Here is a 22,179-nt window from a genome sequence, read left to right on the forward strand (position 1 = left end):
GGGCCCACCGGCGTGGGCTCGCAGAGAGCGGCCGCCGGCCGGCGAGGTTGTTGTCGTGAAACTTCTTTCGGTGAATGTCGGTGTGCCGCGTCCCAATCCTTGGAAGGACACGCGGCTGACAGGGATCGACAAGCGTCCCGTGGACGGGACGGTCATGGTGACCGCCCCGGGCGCCAAGGGCACCGGATCGGTGGGGCTCGCCGGGGACCGGGTTTATGACGTCAAGCATCACGGGGGCCCTGATCAGGCCGTGTACGCGTATGCACGCGAGGATCTCGATATGTGGGAGGCCGAACTCGGGATGGCACTACCCAGCGGGGTCTTCGGGGAGAACCTCACGACGACCGGCGTGGACGTGAACGGCGCCCTCATCGGCGAGCGGTGGCGCGTGGGCCCGACGGTGATCCTGGAGGTGGCCGGACCCCGGATTCCATGTTCGACCTTCCAGGGGTGGTTGGAGCGATCCGGCTGGATCAAGCAGTTCACCGAGGCCGTCAGGCCCGGCGCCTACTTACGCGTGATCGAGGCGGGCGAGATCCATCCCGGTGTTTCCGTGGAGATCCTCCATCGACCCCAGCACGAGGTGACCGTCGCCCACACCTTCCGCGCGCTGACCCGCGAGGCCGACCTGCTGCCCGACCTGCTCGTTGCCGAAGCGCTGCCCCGGGACGTCCTGAAAACCGTCCGCAAGCGCGTGGAGGGACGCTGACCGCCGCCGAAGGCCACATCGCCATGCTCGACCACCCCGGGGCCTGGCCAAGATCAATAGGGGAGAACCAGACCCAGCCGGCCTCGGCAAGCTCGAAGCTCCGGACACGACTCAGCCGTCGGCCGAACAACGCATTCTTCAGATCGAGAGAAAAAGTGAGCCGATGAGGTCGATCGTCGCGCCGTGCGGACGCTGAAAGCCTGCGACGCCGGCGCGGGTTCCTTCGCTGTTCTCGGCGATGCCATGCCAGTGGTGGATCGCCGGCGGACACGCCATCGAGCTCGCCGTCGGTCATCACGTCCGCGACCACGGTCACATTGACGTGGTAGAGCTGCGCTGGGATCAGCCCATGTTGGCGATGTCTTGCAGGGTTGGCGCTGGCTGAGCCGAGCCCTGCCGCATTGCTTCGGCTCGCACCCCTGGCATGAACGAACTTGCGTGTTGAACTGGAGAATGCAACCCCAGGCGCTGTACCTCTACACGCGTCTGGCTCTTCGCAGGGCCGGCACCGAGGCCACCACCGGGGAAGGCATCCAGAGTCCGCTGTCCGCTGGTTGTGGCCGTCAGGAGCAGCAACGTTTGTTCGCTGGTTTGAGCGATGGCTGCCAGGGAGCCAGGGCGGTGATGTCGATGAGATCTGGTGACGATGTCATAAAGATGCATGGGTGAAGGGTGGCTCCGCGGTGCGGTCCCGCCCTTGCCGAGGGAGCGGTTGATCTGCGGGGACCTCGTTCGCCGAGCTCAAGCCGCCCAAGAACTTGTTCACATCGCTGTGGGGTAGTGCGTCGGTCGAGTAGGGCTGGTTCAGCGGTCTTGAAGTGTGGCAAGCGTGCGGGCTGCAGGCGTGAGCGCGGCGGCCAGGCGTTGGCGGTCGGGTTCGGGTAGGGCGCCCAGGTCGTCATCGAGGTCGGCGAGCAGGTCGGCCACCACCTCGGCGACCAACTCGGCGGTGTCGGCGGCTGGGCCGAGTTTGCTGCGGGCCGCGTCCACTCGTGGCGGGGTGAGCCGCTCGACCGCAGTGGCCAGCAGCCAGGCGGGGACTCCCGTCACTCCGCCGGGCGGTGGCACGAACGGCCGGGCGCCGGTGTAGCGGGCATCCTCGGCGAAGTCGGGGTGCTTGACCTTCAGGACCGGCCGTGGTCCCCGTTCGCTCGTATCCCAGGATCCGGCGGGCTTGAGGACGTAGCCTTCGGCGCGGTTACCGGGCGGTTCGGGAAGACCCAGCGCGCCGGGCACCAGCGTCGGGAAGTCGACCGTCAGCTCTCCCAGCTTTTGCCGAGGGCCTTGCGCCACCAACGGCACGCACTCCAAGCCGACACTGGCCACCAGTTCCGCCGGCTCGGCACGGCTCATCCAACGAGGTCCTGGCGATGTGCCGACGGCGCCGTCGAACGCCAGCCATACCAGGTCAGGGCTGTACCATACGCCGGTCTGTACTGGGCCGATGTCCTCGACCGGCGTTACCTGCGGGTGCGGATAGCCTCCGCCGGCCAGTTCCCCATATAAGATCACGTCCTGTCCGGCCGCCCGGGCCGCTGTCGCCAGTACTGGCCACAGACGCGTCACCCCGAAGAACGCCTCAAGCCGATCCTCGTCCAAGAGCCCGCGCCGCCCGGCCATTGCTGACCAACGCGAGATGGGCGCCGTGCCCCTTCTCCTCGGCTACCCAGTTCCCGCCGGGCAATGGCCCGTCGTTGAACCGTTGCGGGATTTTTGGATACCACACGGCTTGACCTCCGTTCCGCCCCCGGACGCCCTGCTGCCCGGCCGAGACACTCTGGCGGGCAGCTTCTCCGACGCCCATCTGGAGATCAACTTATTTTCAAACACCCAGTTCAGAGGCTTCTCCCGAGGGAAGCTCGCCTTGGCGAGGGCTTGCTGATGTGGCCGGTGGTCAGCCAGCGGCGTGTTCGGCTCGGGCGCGGGTCTGGGCGAGGCGGTAGGAGTCGGTGCCGGTTTCGATGATGGTGCCGCCGAAGGTGAGCCGGTCGACGATAGCGGCGCATAGGCGTGGGTCGGTGAAGGTCTTGGCCCAGCCGCTCCTGCCCGTAGCTTCGGTGCCCGAACCTGAGAACTCAAGCTCACCACCGGGGTCATTTCCCTCGGGCCCGCGGTGAGCACGCCCCTTACGGGGTACTGCCCGGCAGGGCCAGGCGCGGGGCGTGCCCACCGGTCAGGCGCCTGAGAACACGTCGCGCCGATCCCTTGAACGGGCTGCGTGGTGTGCGTGCTAGGGCACACCACACCCTCAACCCGTCCGGCTGGGGTGCGTGGCCGAGAGGGTCCGGGAAGGCGGCGCTGTCCAGCCAGGCCATGACGTCGAAGATCCCGGGCCGTACCACTCGCATGCCGGGCGCAAGCAGCGCCGCGAGCTCGGCGGGGCCGCGCAGACGCGGGACGGCGGCACCATGCTCGGCGGCCAGGGCGGGCAGCAGCCTGGCCGCCGCACGGTCGCGGGCGCCCAGGTGCACGATCCCGACAGCGCTGCCGTCCGCGGCACGGGCGGTGATGCGGCGCAGCATCCTGGCGGCGGTGGTGTCGTCAAGCAGGTCCAGCGAAGTGGCGAACAGCACCGCAATCCGCTCACCCAGATCCACATGCTCGGCGGCGGCCTCCAGCAGCCCGTCGGCATCGCCCGGCGCGACCTGCACAGCCGGATACTTCCAGAGCCCGCCGAACAGAGCTTGGGCGTAGGTGACCGCGAGTGCGTCGTGGTCGGTGTACACGATGCGCGCCGCCGGGTTGGCGCTCGCGGCGATCTGGTGGATCTCCGCCTCGGTGCAGGGCAGGTCGGTGCCGGCCACGATGATCTGTGTGATGCCTGAGCGGGCGAGGTGGTGGGCCAGGGCGCACCGGCCAAGCTGCCGGCCCCAGGCGACCCGCAGCATCCCCGGGATGTTCTCCCACAGCGCACCAGCGAAATCGCGGTCCGCCTGGTAGGCGTCCTTGCTCTGTTCCAGCAGGTAGGGCCACACCCGCGAGTAGGACGGCGTGAACGGGTCGAAGTCTGGCGGGAGCGGGGCCGTGCGAGTGTCCGTGGTCATCGCTGTTCCTGCAGGACGGCGACGCCGCACAGCACCATGTCGGCCATGGACGCCCGTTCGGTGATCTGCGCGATCTCGGGGCCGGGCCGCCATGCGTCGGGCTCGACCAGCCCCGGCGGAAGCAGAGACCAGCCGTCGAACAGCGCCTCGATGTGCTCGGGGGTACGCGGGTAGCCGCTGCCGACGCTGGCACGGTAGTCGTCCATGACCGATGCCAGGCCGGTCACAACGTGGCTGATGGCCAAGGCACTACCAGGGGCCAGCGGCTCGCGCAGTGCCGGCAGCACGGCCGCGAGCTGCTCGTCGGTCAAAAAATGCAGGCTGGCGACCGCCGTCACACCGATCGGCTCGGTGAAGGCCAGCGTCTCGGCCGCCTTCTCGACGATCGCGCCGAGGTCGCGCAGATCGGCGTCAACGTAGGTGGTCTTCCCTTCGGGGCTGCCGGTCAGCAGGGCACGGGCGTGCACGAGCACCATGGGGTCGTTGTCGACGTACACCACCCGGCATTCGGGCGCGACCTCCTGGACGACCTCGTGAATGTTAGGGCGGGTAGGCAGCCCGGCTCCCAAGTCCAGGAACTGACGGATCCCCCGCTCAGCCATCATCCGGACGGCGCGCATCAGGAACCGGCGGTTGGCCCTGGCTCCCTCGCGTAGCCGCGGTTCCTTGTGGAGGAGCCGTTCGGCCAGGGCCCGGTCGGGTTCGAAGTTGTCCTTGCCGCCCAGCAGGTAGTCATAGACCCGCGCCTTGTGCGGAGTCTCGACATCGATCCCGTGAGGGACGATTCGGTCACCTTCGGGGCCGGGCGGGGCATCGGCGGAATGGTCTGTGGTCATGGAGGATGTCCAAGGGGATCGTTGGTGGGCACCGGCCACGGGCACGCCGAGTGAGGCGTCGCTGTGGCCGGTGACGTGCTCGATCGCGTGAACGTCGGCCGCGTTCGGGTGTGGTGTTCGTTCGCGGTGGTGCGGTCTGGTACGGGGACGTTCAAGCGCTTCCCGGCGCCTGCGCGAACAATGCCACCGGCTGTTTCGTGGTCCGAGGTGCGGCCCGATCTCGACGAGATACGCGACAATGCCTGCTTGCCGCTACCACGTGCACCTCCCGCGTCTCCCTCTGGGCAAGCCCCGGAGGGGTGATCATTCCAGTGTCGACATCGAAGTCGCACCAAAGGTCACCTCGGCGCGCGACAGACTGCGGCGGGGCGCAGCGGAGGAACATTCGCCAACAGGGACGTCTCCACCCACCGCCTCCTGACGCGCTGCGTCATCACGGAGCGTAAACCGAGGCCGGAAGCGTCTCTCACCGTCCGCTCACAGGCCACTTACAGGCCGCTCACTGCAATTGCAGGTCGAGTTGGCTTTTACGCGTCATCACAGGTCACACCATTGCCTGGGAGAACGCGATGACCGTAACCGGTCACCTTCAATTTCCGAGGATCCGATACCGCCTCGCACTCGCCTTACCGTCGCATTACCGCCGGTACTGTTGGAACGTCACGGGAGGTGCGGTGCAGATCACGGTACTCAACGGCGCATACGCCAGAGACGGCGGAAGCCTTCACTCGCTGGGGCCACTCCCAAGGGCGGTGCTCTTGGCCCTGGTGAGCGAAGGGGACGTGACTGGACCAATTCCCGCTGAACGGCTCCTGTCGCTTGTGTGGGACGCCCAACCCAGCAACGACCGTGGCGCCCTGCACCAGGCTGTGCACCGGCTCCGCAGCGTCCTCGGTGACCGCATCGTGGGGGACCGCAGGACCGGAACCTACGAGTTCCGGGCGCAGCCCGGCGATTATGTCGATCTATGGACGTACAGGGCCATGGCGAGGATATGCGTCCAGCGGTCCCACTCCGACCCGTACGCCGCGGTGCCGCTGTGGGAGCGGACGTTGTCCCGCTGGCCGCTGACCGCGCTGCGAGGACTTCCCACGACCCCGGAAATGGCTGAACTCATCCGCACCCTTGACGCCGAGCGAATCCGCGGCACCGAGAAGCGCGCCGAGGTACAACTGAAACTGGGCCAGCACGACCAGGTCGTCGTGGAACTCGGGCAACTGGTCGAGCGGTATTGGCAAAGGGAACATTTACGCGGATTGCTGATGACCGCGCTGTACCGCCAGCAACGCGGCGGCGAAGCGATCGCTTTGTTCGACAGATACCAGCGCCGTCTCAACGCCGCCCACCCCGGCACCCGGCCTGGGCGGGCCATCCGGGATTTGACCGAGCGGATCGCCCGCGCAGACCATGCACTGCTGGAGCCCGAGTCGCCTGCGCTGCCCGCCGGTGACAGGGCCGTCGCTGATTCCGGCGCGAACCCGGCCGACCTCTCCGTCGCCCGGATGTGTGTCGCGCTGCTGGACTCCAATCCGGCCACCGCATACACGACCTTCCACGACCGCGCAGCCTGCTTGACGGTGCTCTCCCTCGAACGAGAGCTGTCCCGCTTGGAGGCGGAGAACATGGAGTTCGGCAACCGGTTGGCCCGTCACGCCACGATCACCCGAGGCATCACCCGTTTCGTTGAGCTAGGGGCGCTGCCACCAGCGTGGTACAGCCTGCACACGTCCGCGCACTTGGCCAATCCCGGCGCCCAGGTGGTGTACACGGCCTACGATCAGGCGCTGGTCGAGTACTCCCGACAGCAGCTCATCAGCGTTGAGGGTGTGGAGTTCATTCACGGGACGTTGCTGCACCCCCAGCGAATCCTCGCCCAGCCCGCCATCCGCAACCTGATACAACTCCACAAGCCGGTCAGTGAACGCGACCCGATCGTTCTTATCGACCGGCACGAACTCAACACCCTCCCGACGAACCACGACCTTCGCGCCCTGTACTCGGTGCTGATGGAGCAGGCCGGTCCGGGCTCGCTGTTCGCGGTGACCGCTCCGACGCCCGAGGGGATGTCACCGGAGGTCGAGCGGCACCTGGTGGAGGTTTTCCTCGGCAACGACCACGCTGAACGGGTGGTGCACATGCGCACGGCGCAGCAAGTCCTCGAGGTGGTGCCCGATGGGCTCGAAGTGCTGCCGCCAGGGGTGACGGACAGCTTCAACTTCTGGCCCGAGCCAGGGGCGCCCAAGACTGCGGGACCTTGGCGGCAGAACAGCGTAGTGGCCACCAAGCGGTGATCGGTGTGCCGCCCGGGCACGGCATGGCGGTTGACAGAGGCCCGCGCTGCTGCGATCTTGTGGATCGCAGCGGAGGAACCCGTCCCGATGAAAGGCGACGAGGTGTCCTCATCTCATTCACATCCCACCGGCTCCGGGCCGGGTGCCGTCGGCTGCCCTCATTTCCCCTTCGAGGCGCCCGCCGACCCGCTTGACCTGCCCGAAGTGCACCGTGCGCTCCAGGACGCCGGGCCGGTGTCGAAAGTCATGCTTCCACCGGGGCAACCCGACACAGAGGCGTGGCTGGTTACCGGCCATGCCGAGGCCCTGCGCGTCTACCGTGACGACGACACCTTCTCCCGCGCCGCCGCCGATGGTGTTCGGCCGTTCCTGAAGGCGGCACCGATCATCATCGCGTTGGACGGCGAACACCACCGCCGTGTCCGCGGGCTCGTCTCCGCCGGCTTCACACCCAGGATGGTCGCGCGCTCCCGCGCCGCCATCAAGGACCTGGCCGTAGAGCTGCTGGACGAGATGATCGGCGCCGGGGAACCCGGTGACCTGGCCGAAGGATGGGCCACCCGTTACACGCTGGCCGTGATCGCCCGGCAGTTCGACCTCCCTCCCGCCGACTACCCACAGTTCCGGGCCTGGTCGGAGGCGGTCGTGTCCGTCGACCCCGAGCACCAGGCCCAGGCCCCGGCCGCGATGGAGGCGATGGTCGGGTATGCGGCCGGGCTGCTGCCCGCGCGAGCCGAAAATCCGGGCGAAGACCTCCTGTCGCTCATCGCGACCAACGCCGTCGCCAGTGGTGTCGACCTGGCGGAGGCCGGACTCTTGGCGGTGAGCCTGGTCGTCGGCGGGTGGGAGACCACGGCGGGTGCTCTGGTGTCCGGCGTCCACCGCCTCCTCACCACGACCGACGAGGACGGCCACACCCTGTACTCGCGGTTGTGCGCCGAACCCGAGCTGATCCCCACAGCGGTCGAAGAAGTGCTGCGGTCCGTACCCAACAGCGTGTTGGGAGCGACTCAGCCGCGCCGAGCCACACGTGACGTCGAACTCGGCGGCGTCCTGGTCCGCGAACACGAGATCGTCATTCCCTCCCCGGACTCGGCTGGACGCGACCCCAAGGCTTTCGATGACCCTGAGCGAGTCGATCTGGCCCGCAACCCGAACCCGCATCTGGCGTTCGGGTCCGGCCCGCACATGTGCATCGGCGCGCATTTGGGACGCGTGGAGCTGCAGGTCGCCTTCGAGGTTCTTACCAGCCGCCTGCCGGGGCTCAGGCTTGCCGTCCCGGTCGGCGAGCTCGACTGGCGGTTCGACTTGTCGGTGATCCGCCGCCCAGCCCGGTACCCGGTCGCGTGGACGCCGCCCGTGACCCGATGAACCTAATCACGGGTCGAGGCGACGTAACACCGCAATGCCCGATCGTTCACGGAAGTCCCGGCTGAATCCGTTCAAGCTGCAACTATGTCGCGGACCCGCCGTCCAGAGATTCGCCGCTGGACGGGAGCTGGCGGAAGTGCCGATCCCCTAGACGCATCGGCCGGGCGCCGAGGCCGAGGTGGACTTCGGTGATGTGTTCGTGGAGTTGGCCGGGAAGGCGACCAAGTGCCACCTGCTCGTGCTCCGGATGTCGTATTCGGGCAAGGCGGTGCACCGCATCTTCCGCTCCTGCGGGCAGAAGGCATTGAAGGGCACGTGCACGCCTTCAGAGTGCCTGGCCGGCGGGCATGAGAGGCGAGGTCGGCCGGTTCCGCCGCAACCACCTGGTCCCCGTCCCGAAAGTCGCGTCGCTGGAGGAACTCAATGCGCTGATCGATCAGTGGAACACCCAGCTTGCCACCAGGCCATGTCACCGACCCGGCCATCTGGAGCGCTTACGCCGAGACCGCCCGAAAACGAGGCGCCAGGTTCACCCCGGCCACCGCACGCAACGCCCAACTCCGTGCCTTGGGCAACGGTGCCGTCCCCCAACAGGGAACGGCTGCGCTTGCCCTGCTGTTGGACCGCCTCACCGCCCAACCGGTCGGCGGAAGAGGCGCCGCGTGACTGCCCCCGGCTCGCTGAACTGGCGCGACAGACGGCACTGGGGCGGCGGCACCCGCCTGCCGTGCGCGCACTGCGGCCGGGGCGCCTTCCTCCGCGACGACGACGGGCGCCCCTGCCACAAGACGTGCGCCGAAGCAGCCACGGCACCCACCGAAAACACACCGACCATGCCCCGCACCGCAAACCGGAGGTCTGTCGCATGATTAATCACAGTCCGATCGAGCGGACCGACGCGACCTAAAATCCCGCGCCCTGTGCCGCCGCGGTGCTGGCAGCGCTGGTCAGCGGTTAAAGGACTGGCGTTCGGCGGTCGTGACGATCCGGTTCGCCAGGTCCATGAAATTGCTGATGGACGGCGCTTCCACGAGCAACAGTTCGCCGTGACCGCTTCCGTCGCCGAAACCGCAGCCGCTGTCACGGACCATCGGCGTAAGCCAGTGGACGGTTGGGCGTTCTGCCGCAAAGAAGACGACCGGTCGCTCTGACCACGTGTCGTCCGATGAATGGCTTCGGCAGCTCGCCGCAGGAAAGCAGCCGACAGACGAGAGCGCGTAGGACAGCCCCGCCACTCCGATCTCCAAACCGTCCAGGACGCCCTCGTCCCTGTCACCGTCCCCGACGATTTCCAGGATCTCGCCGTCACCGTACCTGGCCGCGAAACCGGACGGCAGAGCACCGGGCGCCCCGTCCTCAATCGCGGTGGCGACGGCTTCGAACTCTTCCGCCGTCGCGGTCACCTGGTCCACCAGGTTGGCCAAGTGCCGCTCCTCCGCGATCACGGCGAGGGCGTCATCGTGGCTGGCGCCGCTGATGTCCCACACGCCACGAAAGAACCCGTAGCCCTCCTCGCTGATCTCATCCTCCGGCGGCAGTCCCATAGGCACACCGTCGGGGAACGACGGATCGACCTGGAAATCGATGCGTGGGATCACGAGAAACCTCCTACTACTCCCCCCGGGACACCCTGCGCGCGTCGCTCAAAATCCGCGCGGTACCGCTGCCGAACCTATCCGACACCGCTGCGGCCAGCAGGCGTTCACTCTTCCTGCCGCAACGAGATCGAGGCCGGGTCCTGTTGAACTAGCTAGACCCGGCCCGTCACCTTCCAACGCAAGGGTTGCGCGCTGTGCTGCCCGTCGCCCTCCCGGTCAGCGGCCCCGGCACCCCGACCGGTGCCCGCAGTGCGGCCCGTCCCGGAACGGCCGCCGCCCCGACCCCTGCACCGAATGCGGCCGGACCACGCACCTGCGCGACCCGTCCGGCCGCCCAGTGCACAAGACCTGCCTGGAGCAGGCCATCACCCGATCCCTGAGCGCCGGCCCCGACGTGGCCGCCGCCTGACCCTGCCCATCCCCGTTTTGGTCCGAAGGAGATCAGTCATGTCCGTGGGAGACACCCCGATCACCGTGGTCGGCAACCTGACCGCCGACCCCGACCTGCGCTTCACCGGAGTCCCCCGTGAGTTCGCGATTGCTGAAGCCTGTGTCCGTTTGAACCCGCGGGTGGGGTGCTGCTCATGAGGGTCTCCACCCGCGTGGGTTCACGAACCGGAGGCGGGAGAGGGCCCTGTGTCGGCAAGGTAGTCGCGCCAAAACGGAACCGTGGCTTGTGGGGTCCAGTCGACGGCCTGTTCCAGCCGTGGTGTCTCGAACTCGAACTCCTGGCGGATGTAGTCGAGCAGGTCGGTGCCGTAGTAGATGGTGTCCCAGCCGCGCATCGACAGCACGGGATGGCCGAATGCTCCGTGTCCTGCAGGCAGGAAGCGGTGCGCATAGACCGGGACCATTGTGGGCGCTTGGGCCAGCTTCTGCCGAGCGGACTCCACGGCCTCCTCGGGATCTGTTGGCCGCTCACCCCATTCGCGCCGCCAGTGCCCGCGCTGGACGTCCGCCAGCAGGCAGTCGACCGGCCAGTTGAGGTGTTCCCGCAGTCTTTCCGGGTCGCCATGGCGCCAGTCCGGCCAGGGATGTTCCCATGTCTGACCCTCTTCCCACGGCTGTCTCACCGGCAGTCCGGTTGCCAGGAAGCCGCGGTGATCGTCGGCGAACTCGAAGCCGTGCTCGTGCTCGATGCGCGCGAACTCGTCCTTTTAACCCGGGCTCGATCTCACAGCAACCCCTGCCCTCAATCGGTGGAAGCAACTCCGCTGGTCAGTAGCTCGGCGAACACTTCTTTGGGCTTCTTGAACCCGAAGATAGCGCGGGGCCGGTTGTTGAGCTCGTCGGCGACGGCCTGCAGATAGTCCGGGTCGCCTGTGATCGTGGTGCCTTTGGGGAAATACTCCCGCAGCCAGCGGTTGGTGTTCTCGTTGGTGCCGCGCTCCCACGGCGAGTGCGGATGGGCGAAGTACACCGGCAGGCGGGCCTTGAGGGTGATCGCGGCATGTTCGGCCATCTCCGGCCCGCAGTCCCAGGTCAGCGACCGGCGCACCACGTCCGGCAGCCCGCGGACCTGGTCGATGACGGCCTCGGACACGGTGGTGGCGTCCCGCCCGGCCAGCGGCACCAGCACCACGAACCGCGACACCCGCTCCACCAGCGTGGCCACCGCGGTCTTGCCGTCCTTGCCAACAACCAGGTCCCCCTCCCAGTGCCCGGGAACCTGCCGGTCGATGGCGTCGGCGGGCCGCTCCTCGATCCACCGGATCCCGCGGATCCGCGGCGCCCTGGGGGCGCGACCGTACGCCGGCTTGCGGCGGATGCGGCCTGAGCGCAACGTCAGGCACTGGCGGGCCAGTTCACCCTTGGGCAGTGCGTAGATCCAGCCGTAGATCGCCTCGTGGGACACGCGTACATGCTGGTCGCCGGGGTGGTCCAGCGGCAACCGCCCGGCCACCTGCTGCGGCGACCAGCCCTGCTTGAGCAGTTCGACCACCACCAGCCGCAGGTAGGCGTCGCCGTCGATCTTGCGTGTCTTGGCCCGCTGCCGCGCCCGCTGCGCCGTCCGGTCGGCCCGCGCGGCCCGGTATCGGTCCCGCCCGCCGTGCCGGGCGATCTCGCGAGACACGATGCTTGGGCAGCGTCCGATCCGTTCCGCGATGGCCTTACCCTCCAGTCCCTCGGCGATTCCCCGGGAAATCTCCTCCCGGTCCTGCAATGTCAGCATTTGACGCACCGCCCCCACGGCAACTCCCCCGGCGATCAACCCGCCGAGCAGGACTACACCACCGCAAGATCAATTGCTACGACCGGTTGAGGGCAGGACCGAGCTGGGCCAGGAGGCGTGCGGCTTCCACCCCCAGTTGAAGGCCCTGTGCATTGATCACCGACCAACCGTAGCGTCCAGTGGCTCACGGTGTCGTTTTGAGTTGGACGAGGTCAGGGGTCTCAAGGGTGGAGGTGTAGCGTTCGGCGCCTTTGATGGACAGGCCGAACAGATCGCAGAGCCGTCGGACGTCGCCGCCGGTGGCGTGGGCTTCATCGAGGATGCGGTCTTCGCGTATGCGGTGAGGTGGCATCCCGACCGTCTCGATGACGTAGAAGTGGCTGACCTTGCCGATGCGCACGGCGGTGTAGGCGTTGACGAACAGGTGCGCGTTCAGGGTCGCCGGCCAACGGGCGGCCCGGTGGTCCAGCCAGCGGGTCAGCCGCTGCCGCACCGGGTCGGCCAGCAGGACGGTCCGGTCACCGATGCGGAGCCTGACGCCATCGGCGTCGGCAAGCAGGAGTTCGCGCAGCTGCTGGTTGCGCAGGCCGTGGAAGGCGACCAATGCGGCCATCGCCGCCCGCGCTGGCTCGGTGGAGTCCAGGGCCTGACGCAGCCGAAGAAGCTCCGTGGCCTCGTCCAAGGGCAGCGGTTGCCGCTCCTCGGCCCTGCCAGTGCGGACGTGGGATATCGGGTTGGTGAAGATGACCTTGCGGCCCTTGAGGACGGTGAAGATCGAGCGCAGCCCCTGCCCGATGGTCGCGCGCGGGGTGCCCTCGCCGGGCAGGACGGCCAGGACGTCGGCTCGGGAGATCTCCCGCAGCGAAGTGTGACCGGCCGCCGCCCACGCCTCCAATGCCGGCAGCGCGAAGCCCAGCTGATGCGGGCCATGCGCGGCGCCGGCCGGGGTCGCCTTTGGCGGAAGGTGCCGACGATGAACAGCTGCTGGCCGTGCTGGTTGGCCTCGGCCGCGGTGACACCGCGGCGGGTCGTGCGGAGCATGACCGTCTGACGACGACACAGCCGGCACAGGCCCTCGCCGTTGAGCTCGCGCCGATCCCGGCAGATGACGCACTGGTCCTCTCCCTTGGAGACGCGCCGGCGCCAGCTTCGGCAGGCCTCGCACCTGAAGCTGGTGTGTCGAGTTGCTCCCCAGCCCAGACAGTCCAGGCAAGAGTCCACGACCTGCGGGGCGAACCGGTGACAGCGTCGACACAAACCGGCGGAGTAGAAGTCGCGCTCCGAGCCGTACTTGCGGCATGGAGGAGGGATACGGGGATCACCGGGCAGGCAGTCGTAGCAGTGGTCATGCCGAGGGGTGGCGACCGGCCTGGTGCGGCACTGCACGCAGAAGTGGTCACGCTGGCGGCAGCGTCCGGTTGCGCCCCAGCCGCGGTGTGATCGATGCACCACCCGTGCCGGTGGCAGACTCCTCGCTCTTGCGCGGCTTGCGGGTCTTGACCTGGTCCGGTTCGCAGATGAGCAGGTCGGTGGGCGCGCACTCCAGCACGAAGCAGATCACGTCCAGGTCGTCCAACCGGATCGTGGTCGGGGTCCCGGTCCACAGCGCCGACATTTTCCCGGCGCTGATCTCCAGTCCGGCATCAGCCAGCCGCCGCCGCATCTCGGTCGATTTCCAGATGCCTTGCTCGGCTGCTTTCATCCGCAGGTTCCAGCGCATCGGTTCACCTTCCGTCTGTGGCCAACCGGGCCGCCACCCGGTCGTTGGCCTGCGCCCATGCGTTCTCGATGTGGTTGTCGTGAACATGGATGTAACGGGTTGTGGTCGACAGCCATGAATGGCCGAGCAACTCCTGGATCGCTTTCAAATCCATTCCCCGTGAATAAAGAGAGGAGGCACAGAAATGTCTCAGCACATGCGGCGTGAGCCGTCCCCGCCAGGCCGGGAGGTACTGACCGACGACCACCTTGAGACCCGAGCGCAGCGCGTCGTCGCCGGCCCGCAGGCAGCGACCGGTCATCCGGTCCCGTCGCTCGCTGGGGAGCATCGGCGCATCCGGATCGTCCCAGTCGTCGCCGAACTGGTGCCGGATGTCGGCCAGCCACCACTGCATGAGCGCGTCGACAGACTCGATCGCCGGGGCCAGCCGGGTCTTGGGACCCTTGCCGCGGCTGCCCTTGCCGAATCGGACATGCAGCTTGCCATACTCGCCCAGGTCCGGCCGCCAGTCCCGGATGTCCAAACGCACCGTCTCGCCGATCCGCAGCCCGACCCGGCGCCACAGCGAAGCGGCCATGTAGTCCCGCGCCGCTGGCAGGAACTTACGGGCCTGGGGCAGCGCTTCGCGCCAAGCCGTGAACAGCCGATCGATCTCATCCTCGCGCGGCGGCACCCGGATGATCTGAGCGCTGGGGTCAACCGGCCGGTTGTACTCATCGATCGGCTGCACCAGCACATGACCGGTGAGCGCGTGAACATCACCTTGATAGCGGAAGATCAGAAAGTCGTAGAACTGGGCGAGGGTCTGCGCTTTGCGCACCACCGTCGAGCGGGCCAATCCCAGTTCTCTGCGCTGTTGGGTCAGGAACCGGTCCGCAACCTCCGGCGTCGCCTCCCAGACCGGACGGCCGGAGAACCGCAAGAACTGGAAGATCACCGACCGTTCTTCGGTGATGTGCCGGTCGGTGATTCCCGCTCCTGCCGAAGCCAACGCGAACTGATCGACCAACTCCTGCTCGAAGTCCTCCAGTTCCTGAGCAGACCGAAGCTGCTGCGCGGTCCCCAACGACCGCACCACCGCCAGCGCCACGAACGCCTCGTTCCATCAAGAGCCTCCACCGGCTCACCGATCCCGACAGCCACTCATAGATACCAGCGACCTGTCGGGAATCTCGATGGAACGTCGAAATCAGCCAGACGCCTCACGAACCCAAGCTGGCCTGCTCGCCTACCTGGACAGCGGCTGTTCCTCCAACAGCAACCCGCGGCAGTTGAGACAACCGGCGTGGCCGTCACCGCGTTCACCGTGGCCTCCACCCCGAGGATGTTCGACCGGCAGTCCGGCGAGTGGAAGGACGGCGACACGCTGTTCCTGCGCTGCTCGGCATGGCGGAACCTGGCCGAGCACGTCACCGAGACCCTGACCCGCGGCACCCGCGTCATCGTCACCGGCCGCCTGCGCCAGCGCGACTACGAGAACCGCGAGGGCAACAAGCGCACCTCGTACGAGATCGACGTGGACGAGGTCGGTCCGTCCCTGCGCTACGCCACCGCCAAGGTCGTCAAGGCCACCCGCCAGCACGCCCCGCACCGCGCCGACACCCCCAACGACAACAGCGGCGGGTTCGGCCATGGCCGCGGGCCGGACGGTGACCCCTGGCAGCACGGCGGCGCCCCGACCGGCCAGGACGCCGGGAACGGGTTCTCGCCGGATCCGCCGTTCTGACCCACCCGCCGCCCCTGGTCGCAACACCGCGCCGTGAGCCGCGCGCCCTGGTGGAGGGGTCGCCCGGCGCGGCCCGGCTGTTCGACGACGCGGTGGCGATGACCAGGGAGATGATGGAGTCGCCGCCTCCCGGGATCCTCAAGCCCGCCACCACGGACCTGCACGCGTACGCGGTCGCGATGGCCTCGATGAGCTTCGGCGTCATCGCCCTGCACGAGCACCTGTCCCGGGTGCTGGGCGTCGACGTCCTCTCCCCGGAGGGCTACCCGCGGCTGGCCAGGGCCCTCGTCGAGGTGTTCGTCGACGACATCCTCAGCCCCGAACTGGTCGAGCACGCGATGGAGGCGTTCGACGAACTCGAAGGGCGTCCCGCCCGGGACGGTGGCGGCCATGCCTAGCGCGGCCGGGCGCGGAGGGCGCACCCGCATCGCGGGCCGCATCTCGACCTCCTACGCGGCGGCGCGCAAGGCGGACTCCGACCCGCCCGCGATGACCCGGACGACCCGCCTCACCGCTCGCCTCAGCACGCTTCATGGCACGCGGCAGGGCCGCCGGGCTCCCGAGCACTGATCCGGGGGGCCGGCGGTGGCGGTCGCGTGCCGCCGGACCACACAACCCCCCGATCCAAGGTGTCGTCACCATGGCCTCAACGACCGCTGACATCCCCATCTCCGCCACCGGGCTGGTCAAGACCTTCGGCCGGACCCGCGCGCTCGACGGCCTCGACCTGACCGTCCGCACCGGCGAGGTGCACGGCTTCCTCGGCCCGAACGGCGCGGGCAAGTCCACCACGATCCGCGTCCTGCTGGGCCTGCTGCGCGCCGACGCGGGCACCGCCACGCTGCTCGGCGGCGACCCCTGGCGGGACGCCACCGAGCTGCACCGGCGGCTCGCCTACGTCCCCGGCGACGTCACGCTGTGGCCGAACCTCTCCGGCGGAGAGGTCATCGACCTGCTCGGCCGCATGCGCGGCGGGCTGAACCCGCGCCGCCGCGCCGACCTGCTCGAACGCTTCGAGCTCGACCCGAAGAAGAAGGGCCGCGCCTACTCCAAGGGCAACCGGCAGAAGGTCGGCCTGGTCGCCGCGCTGGCGTCCGACGCCGAGCTGCTGATCCTCGACGAGCCCACCTCCGGGCTCGACCCGCTCATGGAGGAGGTCTTCCAGGAGTGCATCAGGGAGGAGCGGCAGAGCGGGCGCACCGTCCTGCTGTCCAGCCACATCCTCTCCGAGGTCGAGGCGCTGTGCGACCGGGTGACCATCATCCGCAACGGGGTCGCGGTCGAGTCCGGGACGCTGGACGAGCTGCGCCACCTGACCCGCACGTCCATCGACGCCGAGCTGGCCGCCCCGCCCAACGGGCTGTCGTCCCTGCCCGGCGTGCACGACCTCGTGGTGGACGGCAACCGGGTGCGCTGCGAGGTCGACACCAGCAAGCTGGACGCGGTGCTGCGGCGGCTCAGCGAGACGGGAGTGCGCAGCCTGACCAGCCGGCCCCCGACGCTGGAGGAGCTGTTCCTGCGCCACTACAAGGACGAGCTCCCCGCGAAGGCTCAGGAAGAGGAGGAGCGGGACATGGCCACGGGCTAGGACGGCGCGAGGAGGGAGACGTACTCGTACTCGCCCTTGTCGTAGCGGCCGTCACCGTCCTTGTCGGTGAACACGGTCATGGTGAAGCCGCCCCCGTCCTCACCCGAGCCGGGGCTCAGCGTCGCGTTCAGCTCCACCCGTTCACGGCCCCCCGCCGCGGGCAGGATCCGGTACCCGACCGAGACGCTGCCCTGGGGACGCGCCAGGCCGAAGCCGCCGCTACCGGGACCCGAGCCCGGATCGATGCCGGGCCCGCCGTCGCGGCAGCGGCGGGCCTTGGCGCCGTTCTCGAACGTGAAGATGGAGTCGTCCAGGCCGAAGCAGATCCGGGTGATGCCGGGCGTGCCCGCGACGCGCACCTCGAACGGGCCCCGCCGCAGCGCCGACTCGATCCGCGACTTCTTGGCGTCGGCGTAGCGGAAGGACCCGCGCTTGCCGTCCTGCCAGATCTCGAGGCCGAGCGCGGGGGAGGACCGCATCGCCCGCCCGGTCGCGTCCGGGGACGTCGGAGGTGTGGTGGACGGCGTGGAGGACGGTACGGCGCTCCGTCCGGCGGCGGCCGACGCGGACGCGCGGGGGCGCTCGGCCTCCCGGGACCCGCCCGGCGGCCACCAGACCACGGCCACCGCCGCCACGGTCAGCACCGCCGCCGCCGCTGACGCGCCGACGACCAGGCGCGTCCTGGACGGCCCGGCGGCCCCGGCCCGGACCACGCCGTCCCACGCGGCGTCCCCGGCGGCCAGCGACCCCGCCCGCAGGAGGTCGGGCGCGGGCGTCCGGTCGTCCTCGCCGAGCAGCGACCGCAGGAGCCGTCGGGCCGTCGGGCGAGCGGTGTGGTCCTTGTCCAGGCACGACGCGACCAGCTCGCGCAGCGTGCCGGTGAGCGCGCCGAGGTCGGGCTCGTCGTGCAGCGTGCGCTTGACCACGGCGGGCAGCGGGCCCTTGCCGAACGGCGGCCTGCCGTTGGCCGCGTACGCGATCGTGCAGCCCCACGCGAACAGGTCCATCCAGGGCCCTGCGGGGGCGCCGCCGAGCTGCTCGGGGGCCATGTACCCGGGCGTGCCCAGGGCGCCGGTGGCCGTGGCGACCGTGGCGTCCGGCGGGCGCGCGATCCCGAAGTCGATGACGCGCGGGCCGTCCGGCGCCAGCAGCACGTTCCCGGGCTTGAGGTCACGGTGCACGACCCCGGCCTCGTGGATCGCCGCCAGCGCCGTCGCCGTCCCGATCGCCAGCCGCTCCAGCTCCGGGCCGTCCAGCGGGCCGCCGCGGCGCACCGCGTCCCGCAGCGACGGCCCGTCGATGTACTCGCTCACCACGTACGGCGGGTCGGCCGCCGGGTCGGCCGCGAGGATCCGCGCGGTGCAGAACGGCGCCACCCGCCGCACCGCCCGCAGCTCGCGCCGGAACAGCCGCAGGCCCTTGGGATCCTCGTCCGCCGGGCGGTGCAGGATCTTCACCGCCACCGGCTCGCCGGACGGCCCGGCGCCCCGGTACACCACGCCCTGGCCGCCCTCGCCGATCCGGCCCTCGATCCGGAAGCCGCCCACCTCGCCCGGGTCGTTCGCCCGCAGCGGCCGCGGAGTGATCATGAGGGCAATCTACGGCACTCCGGGCACGCGAGGTGACCGGTTGATGACTTTCCGGCCCCGGGTCCCGGACGCCGGTCTGTCCGTTTTGTCGGTGGCACAGGGGATCATTAGTGCATGACCGAGACGCCAGCCCGTACCCAGATCGCCGATCAGGCGGCCTACGCCGAGGCCGTGCGGACCGCCGTGGAGGCGGCGGCCGCCTACTACGGCGAGGGCGACTCCCCGCTGGACGACGACGCCTACGACCGCCTGGTCAGGGGCATCGCCGCCTACGAGGCCGCGAACCCCGGGCACGTCCTGCCCGACTCCCCGACCGGCAAGGTCGCCGGGGGAGCGGTGATCGGGGACGTGCCGCACGCGGTCCCGATGCTGAGCCTGGACAACGTCTTCTCCGCCGAGGGCCTGGAGAACTGGGCGGCCGGCCTGGAGCGCCGGATCGGCCGGCCGGTCGCGGTGTGGTGCGTGGAGCCCAAGCTGGACGGGCTGGCGATCTCCGCCCGCTACCGCGACGGCCGCCTGGTCCGGCTGGTCACCCGGGGCGACGGCGCCGCCGGCGAGGACGTCTCGCACGGGATCAGCCTGATCACCGGGCTGCCGGCGCGGCTCGCCGAGCCGGTCACGGTGGAGCTGCGGGGCGAGGTGCTGATGACCCGCGCCCAGTTCGAGAACGCCAACGCCGCCCGCACCGGCGCGGGCCACCCCGCGTTCGCCAATCCGCGCAGCGCCGCCGCGGGATCCCTGCGCACCCTCTACCGCGACTACGAGGTGGAGATGACCTTCTTCGCGTACGGGGCGCTGCCGCTGGAGGGCACCGACCCCGGACTGGCCGCGCGGCTGGGCGAGCTGCCGCACAGCCAGATCATGGGCCTGATCGCGGAGTGGGGCGCGCACACCACCGCGGACACCCCCGTGCCCGGGGTGACGTGCACCGAGCTGGCGGAGGTCCACCAGCAGGTCGAGCGGATCGCCGGGGCGCGCGCCACGCTGGAGTTCGGCATCGACGGGATCGTCATCAAGGCGGATCTGGCCGCCGACCAGGCCGACGCGGGCACCTCCTCGCGGGCGCCGCGCTGGGCCGTCGCCTACAAGCTGCCCGCCGTGGAGAAGATCACCCGGCTGGTCGGGGTGGAGTGGAACGTGGGCCGCACCGGGATCATCGCGCCGCGCGCGGTGCTGGAGCCCGTGGTGGTGGACGGCTCCACGATCACCTACGCCACCCTGCACAACGCCGGTGACATCGCCCGCCGCGACCTGAAGATCGGTGACCATGTCACCGTCTACAAGGCGGGCGACGTGATCCCCAGGGTCGAGGCCCCGGTGGCGCACCTGCGCACCGGCGAGGAGACCGAGATCCCCGTCCCGGACGCCTGCCCGCGCTGCGGCGGCGGGATCGACGACTCGCAGAAGCGCTGGCGGTGCGCCAAGGGCCGCGCCTGCCACGCCATCGCCTCCGTCCGGTACGCGGTGGGACGCGACCAGCTCGACATCGAGGGCCTGGGCGAGAACCGGATCGACCAGCTCGTGGCCGCGGGCATGATCACCGACTTCGCCGACCTGTTCACGCTGGACCGCGACCGGCTGCTGGAACTGGAGCGGATGGGCGAGGTCAGCACCGACAACCTGCTCTACGCCATCGCCATCGCCAAGACCAGGCCGCTCAGCAGGGTGTTCTGCGCGCTGGGCGTGCGGGGCACGGGACGCTCGATGTCGCGGCGGATCGCCCGGCACTTCGCCACCATGGACGCCATCCGCGCCGCCGACGCCGAGGCGTTCCAGCAGGTGGAGGGGATCGGCCCGGAGAAGGCCCCGGTGCTGGTGGCCGAGATCGCCGAGCTGGGACCGCTGATCGACAAGCTGGTCGCGGCCGGGGTGAACATGACCGAGCCCGGCGCCACCGGGCCCGCGGCGGCGGCCCCGCCCGAAGACGACGGCCAGGAGGACGGCGGCCGGGCGGAGGGCGGCCCGCTGGCCGGGATGTCGGTGGTGGTGACCGGCTCGATGTCGGGGCCGCTGGCCGAGCTGACCCGTAACCAGGTCAACGAGCTGATCGAACGGGCCGGGGGACGCGCCTCCTCCTCGGTGTCGTCGAAGACGTCCCTGGTGGTGGCGGGGGAGAAGGCGGGGTCGAAGCGCGCCAAGGCCGAGGGGCTGGGCATCGAGATCGTCACCCCGGAGGAGTTCGCCGAGCGGGTCGCCGACCACCTCTAGCCGGGACGCCGGTCAGGGCGCGACGGCCGCCAGCACCTCGTCCATGCGGGCGGCGACCCGCGCGTCCAGGGCGCGCTCGCGCAGCCGGGTGTCGATCTTCTCGCGCAGCCGCCGGAGCTGGGCCGACGCCTCGGCGGTCCTGCCCGCGGCCAGGTCGTTGCGCAGGTTGACGATCGCGTTGTTGAGGTCGACCGCCACGTCCGGGCGGATCGCGCCGGACGCCCGGCCGCCGTCGACGATCGGCTGCAGCCGGCCCAGCGTGTCGTACACCGCGGGCTCGGGCACCGGGGACCTCGCGCCGGGCGCGGGCGTGGCGGGGGACGAGGCCGGTGAGGGCGTGCGCGCGGGCTTCCCGCCCTCGAAGGCGCCGCTCATCGTCCCGCGGTCGGCCAGCATCAGGATCACCGCCAGCGCCGCCGCCAGCACCGTCACCGACACCGCCACCCGGAGGACGGGACCGGCCTCCCGTGATCCCGCCGGCGCCCGGACCGGCGTCCGCTCGTCCTCCGCCACCGGCGACAGGGGCGGCGGCCCGGGGGCCTCGTGGACGAGGGTGTCGCCGGGAGCGTCCGGCTCGTCACCGGCCGCTGCCGCCGCCCCGGCCAGGGTCTCGGCGGCCTGGGACGCGGTCGGACGGTCGGCGGAGCCGGCTTCGAGGCACCGCGCGCAGAGGTCCCTGATCTCCTCCGGCATCCCGGGCAGATCGCCGGGCGACTCCGCGCCCAGGGCGGCCAGGAGGATCGACCCGAAGGCGGCCATGTCCGCGGCCTTCGCCTCGTCGTCCCCCTCGGGACCGACGCCCAGATCGACGATCCGCACGCCGTCCAGGGTGAGGAAGATCTTGTCGGTGCGCAGCGCGCCGTGCGCCATCCCGGCCCCGTGCGCCGCCTCCAGGGCCGCGGCGACCTGGGCACAGCAGTCCAGCGCCTCGGCCACCGGCAGCGGGCCGCGCTCCAGCCGCGCGGCCAGGCTCTCCCCGTTCGGCAGCGCGGTCACCACGAAGGCGACCGGGCCGCCGTCCAACTCCCCGGCCGGGTCGCAGTCGTAGATCGTCACGAACGCGGGATGGGTGACCCGCACGGCCCGCACCAGCCGCTCGCGCGGCAGGCCCCGCGACCCGGCGCCCGCATGGGCGTCCGGGCCGGCGCCGTCCGCCCGCTCGGGGCACGGCAGGCGCACGGCGACCGGGCGGTGCAGGGACTCGTCCCACGCGCGCCAGACCTCACCGGGCTCACCGCCGTCCAGCCGGCGGTCCAGCCGGTAGCGGCCGATGAGCCTGTGTCCTGGTTCCACTGCACTCACCCCCGGCTGTGCCATACCCATGGC

22 protein-coding genes and 1 pseudogene are annotated in these 22,179 nt (G+C 70.0%); 10 read left to right on the top strand and 13 right to left on the bottom strand.

Annotated elements, in window-relative coordinates; all coding sequences use genetic code 11:
- Nucleotides 1-70: 70 nt before the first annotated feature.
- The gene (locus tag ACGWYJ_RS23570; protein WP_395108458.1) at nt 71-709 is read left to right on the top strand and encodes an MOSC domain-containing protein; all 639 of its coding nucleotides are present in this window, start codon (nt 71-73) and stop codon (nt 707-709) included.
- Between the two features lie 138 nt (nt 710-847).
- Here the strand turns inward: ACGWYJ_RS23570 and ACGWYJ_RS23575 are convergent, their stop codons facing one another.
- On the bottom strand, nt 848-985 hold the full coding sequence (locus tag ACGWYJ_RS23575) for a hypothetical protein (RefSeq protein WP_395108552.1): 138 nt from the start codon (nt 983-985) through the stop codon (nt 848-850).
- Between ACGWYJ_RS23575 and ACGWYJ_RS23580 the strand changes: the two genes are divergently transcribed.
- Nucleotides 948-1,094 (top strand): nucleotidyltransferase domain-containing protein, encoded by a 147-nt coding sequence (locus tag ACGWYJ_RS23580; RefSeq protein WP_395108459.1) that lies wholly within the window; start codon nt 948-950, stop codon nt 1,092-1,094. The genes ACGWYJ_RS23575 and ACGWYJ_RS23580 overlap by 38 nt on opposite strands.
- 419 nt (nt 1,095-1,513) lie before the next feature.
- Here ACGWYJ_RS23580 and ACGWYJ_RS23585 read toward each other — a convergent pair whose 3' ends face one another.
- The 4 genes and pseudogenes from ACGWYJ_RS23585 to ACGWYJ_RS23600 form a co-directional block, all read right to left on the bottom strand.
- Nucleotides 1,514-2,308 carry an RNA ligase family protein gene (locus ACGWYJ_RS23585; protein ID WP_395108461.1) on the bottom strand — a complete coding sequence of 265 codons (795 nt, stop codon included), beginning with the start codon at nt 2,306-2,308 and terminating at the stop codon, nt 1,514-1,516.
- Nucleotides 2,309-2,603: 295 nt separating this feature from the next.
- Nucleotides 2,604-2,750: pseudogene (locus ACGWYJ_RS23590) on the bottom strand (ATP-binding protein); the annotation flags it as partial.
- Between the two features lie 85 nt (nt 2,751-2,835).
- Nucleotides 2,836-3,753 carry an SAM-dependent methyltransferase gene (locus tag ACGWYJ_RS23595; RefSeq protein WP_395108462.1) on the bottom strand — a complete coding sequence of 306 codons (918 nt, stop codon included), beginning with the start codon at nt 3,751-3,753 and terminating at the stop codon, nt 2,836-2,838.
- Nucleotides 3,750-4,589 carry an SAM-dependent methyltransferase gene (locus ACGWYJ_RS23600; RefSeq protein WP_395108463.1) on the bottom strand — a complete coding sequence of 280 codons (840 nt, stop codon included), beginning with the start codon at nt 4,587-4,589 and terminating at the stop codon, nt 3,750-3,752. Before ACGWYJ_RS23600 ends, ACGWYJ_RS23595 begins: the two co-directional genes overlap by 4 nt.
- Nucleotides 4,590-5,158: 569 nt before the next feature.
- On the opposite strand from ACGWYJ_RS23600, the gene ACGWYJ_RS23605 reads away from it, so the two are divergent.
- Together ACGWYJ_RS23605 and ACGWYJ_RS23610 are read left to right on the top strand one after the other, a co-directional pair.
- Nucleotides 5,159-6,880, top strand: a complete 1,722-nt coding sequence (locus ACGWYJ_RS23605) for an SAM-dependent methyltransferase (protein ID WP_395108465.1) — start codon at nt 5,159-5,161, stop codon at nt 6,878-6,880.
- Nucleotides 6,881-6,967: 87 nt separating this feature from the next.
- The gene (locus ACGWYJ_RS23610; protein ID WP_395108467.1) at nt 6,968-8,251 is read left to right on the top strand and encodes a cytochrome P450; all 1,284 of its coding nucleotides are present in this window, start codon (nt 6,968-6,970) and stop codon (nt 8,249-8,251) included.
- Between the two features lie 947 nt (nt 8,252-9,198).
- Here the strand turns inward: ACGWYJ_RS23610 and ACGWYJ_RS23615 are convergent.
- On the bottom strand, nt 9,199-9,849 hold the full coding sequence (locus ACGWYJ_RS23615; RefSeq protein WP_395108468.1) for a hypothetical protein: 651 nt from the start codon (nt 9,847-9,849) through the stop codon (nt 9,199-9,201).
- 447 nt (nt 9,850-10,296) lie between these two features.
- Between ACGWYJ_RS23615 and ACGWYJ_RS23620 the strand changes: the two genes are divergently transcribed.
- Nucleotides 10,297-10,437 carry a hypothetical protein gene (locus tag ACGWYJ_RS23620; protein WP_395108469.1) on the top strand — a complete coding sequence of 47 codons (141 nt, stop codon included), beginning with the start codon at nt 10,297-10,299 and terminating at the stop codon, nt 10,435-10,437.
- Between the two features lie 20 nt (nt 10,438-10,457).
- Here ACGWYJ_RS23620 and ACGWYJ_RS23625 read toward each other — a convergent pair whose 3' ends face one another.
- The 5 genes from ACGWYJ_RS23625 to ACGWYJ_RS23645 form a co-directional block, all read right to left on the bottom strand.
- Entirely contained in the window at nt 10,458-10,922 is a 465-nt protein-coding gene (locus tag ACGWYJ_RS23625; protein ID WP_395108470.1) for a hypothetical protein, read from the bottom strand.
- A gap of 119 nt (nt 10,923-11,041) precedes the next feature.
- Entirely contained in the window at nt 11,042-12,022 is a 981-nt protein-coding gene (locus ACGWYJ_RS23630; RefSeq protein ID WP_395108472.1) for an IS30 family transposase, read from the bottom strand.
- A gap of 184 nt (nt 12,023-12,206) precedes the next feature.
- Entirely contained in the window at nt 12,207-12,917 is a 711-nt protein-coding gene (locus tag ACGWYJ_RS23635; RefSeq protein WP_395108474.1) for a hypothetical protein, read from the bottom strand.
- Nucleotides 12,918-13,418: 501 nt separating this feature from the next.
- Nucleotides 13,419-13,742 (bottom strand): helix-turn-helix domain-containing protein, encoded by a 324-nt coding sequence (locus ACGWYJ_RS23640; RefSeq protein ID WP_395108475.1) that lies wholly within the window; start codon nt 13,740-13,742, stop codon nt 13,419-13,421.
- Nucleotides 13,743-13,746: 4 nt separating this feature from the next.
- Nucleotides 13,747-14,832, bottom strand: coding sequence for a tyrosine-type recombinase/integrase (locus tag ACGWYJ_RS23645; protein ID WP_395108477.1), 1,086 nt, complete (start codon nt 14,830-14,832; stop codon nt 13,747-13,749).
- 153 nt (nt 14,833-14,985) lie between these two features.
- Here ACGWYJ_RS23645 and ssb point away from each other — a divergent pair, with 153 nt between their 5' ends.
- From ssb to ACGWYJ_RS23665, 4 genes are all read left to right on the top strand, one after another.
- Nucleotides 14,986-15,468, top strand: a complete 483-nt coding sequence (gene ssb, locus ACGWYJ_RS23650; RefSeq protein ID WP_395108549.1) for a single-stranded DNA-binding protein — start codon at nt 14,986-14,988, stop codon at nt 15,466-15,468.
- A 50-nt stretch (nt 15,469-15,518) separates the two neighbouring features.
- A complete protein-coding gene (locus ACGWYJ_RS23655; protein WP_395108478.1) occupies nt 15,519-15,866 on the top strand; it encodes a hypothetical protein in 348 nt (115 codons plus the stop codon).
- A complete protein-coding gene (locus ACGWYJ_RS23660) occupies nt 15,859-16,038 on the top strand; it encodes a hypothetical protein (RefSeq protein WP_395108480.1) in 180 nt (59 codons plus the stop codon). The genes ACGWYJ_RS23655 and ACGWYJ_RS23660 overlap by 8 nt, the downstream gene beginning before the upstream one ends.
- Before the next feature lie 70 nt (nt 16,039-16,108).
- The gene (locus tag ACGWYJ_RS23665) at nt 16,109-17,056 is read left to right on the top strand and encodes an ATP-binding cassette domain-containing protein (protein ID WP_395108481.1); all 948 of its coding nucleotides are present in this window, start codon (nt 16,109-16,111) and stop codon (nt 17,054-17,056) included.
- On the opposite strand, the gene ACGWYJ_RS23670 is transcribed toward ACGWYJ_RS23665, so the two are convergent.
- Nucleotides 17,053-18,645: a serine/threonine-protein kinase gene (locus ACGWYJ_RS23670; protein WP_395108482.1), complete on the bottom strand. Its 1,593-nt coding sequence runs from the start codon at nt 18,643-18,645 to the stop codon at nt 17,053-17,055. The genes ACGWYJ_RS23665 and ACGWYJ_RS23670 overlap by 4 nt on opposite strands.
- Nucleotides 18,646-18,759: 114 nt before the next feature.
- Here ACGWYJ_RS23670 and ligA point away from each other — a divergent pair, with 114 nt between their 5' ends.
- Nucleotides 18,760-20,853, top strand: a complete 2,094-nt coding sequence (gene ligA / locus ACGWYJ_RS23675; protein ID WP_395108483.1) for an NAD-dependent DNA ligase LigA — start codon at nt 18,760-18,762, stop codon at nt 20,851-20,853.
- Between the two features lie 12 nt (nt 20,854-20,865).
- On the opposite strand, the gene ACGWYJ_RS23680 is transcribed toward ligA, so the two are convergent.
- A complete protein-coding gene (locus tag ACGWYJ_RS23680) occupies nt 20,866-22,146 on the bottom strand; it encodes a hypothetical protein (RefSeq protein WP_395108484.1) in 1,281 nt (426 codons plus the stop codon).
- Nucleotides 22,147-22,179 lie beyond the last annotated feature (33 nt).

Source organism: Actinomadura sp. SCN-SB (genome assembly GCF_043906805.1).
GTDB lineage: Bacteria > Actinomycetota > Actinomycetes > Streptosporangiales > Streptosporangiaceae > Spirillospora.

What these genes read in the sequence shown, in the direction of transcription:
- ACGWYJ_RS23580 (WP_395108459.1), top strand. Translation starts at nt 948, where the DNA reads ATGCCATGCCAGTGGTGGATCGCCGGCGGACACGCCATCGAGCTCGCC.
- ACGWYJ_RS23575 (WP_395108552.1), bottom strand. Translation starts at nt 985, where the DNA reads ATGGCGTGTCCGCCGGCGATCCACCACTGGCATGGCATCGCCGAGAAC.
- ACGWYJ_RS23595 (WP_395108462.1), bottom strand. Translation starts at nt 3,753, where the DNA reads ATGACCACGGACACTCGCACGGCCCCGCTCCCGCCAGACTTCGACCCG.
- ACGWYJ_RS23600 (WP_395108463.1), bottom strand. Translation starts at nt 4,589, where the DNA reads ATGACCACAGACCATTCCGCCGATGCCCCGCCCGGCCCCGAAGGTGAC.
- ACGWYJ_RS23605 (WP_395108465.1), top strand. Translation starts at nt 5,159, where the DNA reads ATGACCGTAACCGGTCACCTTCAATTTCCGAGGATCCGATACCGCCTC.
- ACGWYJ_RS23610 (WP_395108467.1), top strand. Translation starts at nt 6,968, where the DNA reads ATGAAAGGCGACGAGGTGTCCTCATCTCATTCACATCCCACCGGCTCC.
- ACGWYJ_RS23620 (WP_395108469.1), top strand. Translation starts at nt 10,297, where the DNA reads ATGTCCGTGGGAGACACCCCGATCACCGTGGTCGGCAACCTGACCGCC.
- ACGWYJ_RS23630 (WP_395108472.1), bottom strand. Translation starts at nt 12,022, where the DNA reads ATGCTGACATTGCAGGACCGGGAGGAGATTTCCCGGGGAATCGCCGAG.
- ACGWYJ_RS23640 (WP_395108475.1), bottom strand. Translation starts at nt 13,742, where the DNA reads ATGCGCTGGAACCTGCGGATGAAAGCAGCCGAGCAAGGCATCTGGAAA.
- ACGWYJ_RS23660 (WP_395108480.1), top strand. Translation starts at nt 15,859, where the DNA reads ATGCCTAGCGCGGCCGGGCGCGGAGGGCGCACCCGCATCGCGGGCCGC.
- ACGWYJ_RS23665 (WP_395108481.1), top strand. Translation starts at nt 16,109, where the DNA reads ATGGCCTCAACGACCGCTGACATCCCCATCTCCGCCACCGGGCTGGTC.
- ACGWYJ_RS23670 (WP_395108482.1), bottom strand. Translation starts at nt 18,645, where the DNA reads ATGATCACTCCGCGGCCGCTGCGGGCGAACGACCCGGGCGAGGTGGGC.
- ligA (WP_395108483.1), top strand. Translation starts at nt 18,760, where the DNA reads ATGACCGAGACGCCAGCCCGTACCCAGATCGCCGATCAGGCGGCCTAC.